Source organism: Herbiconiux daphne, assembly GCF_024979295.1.
Classification (GTDB): Bacteria; Actinomycetota; Actinomycetes; order Actinomycetales; family Microbacteriaceae; genus Herbiconiux; species Herbiconiux daphnes.
The window spans coordinates 1-736 of sequence record NZ_JANLCJ010000350.1 but is presented as its reverse complement, the minus strand read 5'-3'; the positions used below and the strand labels follow the sequence as shown (position 1 = coordinate 736).

Genomic DNA, 736 nt, shown 5'->3' with positions numbered 1-736 from the left:
TGGTCAGATTCTAGAGATTAATACTATTTCTAAAATCCCATTCTCTACTTTTACCCCATTCTCAATCCCAGGATCTGTATGGGGCCAGTCAATCTATGACAAAGTGAAGGATTTACAGGATTTAGGTTCTACAGTCCTTCGTGCAGTGATTGATAATGCTTTAAACGCGAATTTCCGTCGTTATATCGCTGTAAAAGGTCAATATGACCGTCAATCTCTGCTTCAGAACCGCCCAGGCGCTGTAATTGAGCAAATGGCTCAAGGTTCTGTTGATGTATTCCCTTATCACCCACTTCCACAAGGTTTGGACAATCTTTTAGAGTATGTCAACTCCGAGAAGGAAGAACGTACTGGTATCAGTAAAGTTGGTCAAGGTTTGGATGCTTCTGTATTCAAAAATGACAATTCCACTGCTACCACGCAAATGGTGATGACTGCTGCACTAAACCGTGTCCGTATGGTTGCTCGCAACATGGCACAGGGTGGTATGGCAGATATGATGCTTGCTATCTACGATTTGGTTCGTCAAAACGCAAAAGAGCCAATTACAGTAGAAACAAGCCAAGGTGTACTGCAAATTGACCCTAAACAGCTCCCAGAACGCACTAAAATGATCGTAAATACGGCAATTGGTGCTGCTGAGAAGGCTGAAAGGGCTCAAAAACTGCAAGTTGCGTTGATGGCATTCACTCAAATCCCACAAATGAATGCATTCCTGCAAGCTCAGGGTGCTTAT

General features: G+C 43.2%; 1 protein-coding gene. It reads left to right on the top strand.

The window, feature by feature from the left end; genetic code table 11:
* Positions 1-736 (top strand): portal protein (locus tag N1032_RS25170; protein ID WP_259543306.1); only part of this gene is annotated, 736 nt, incomplete at both ends.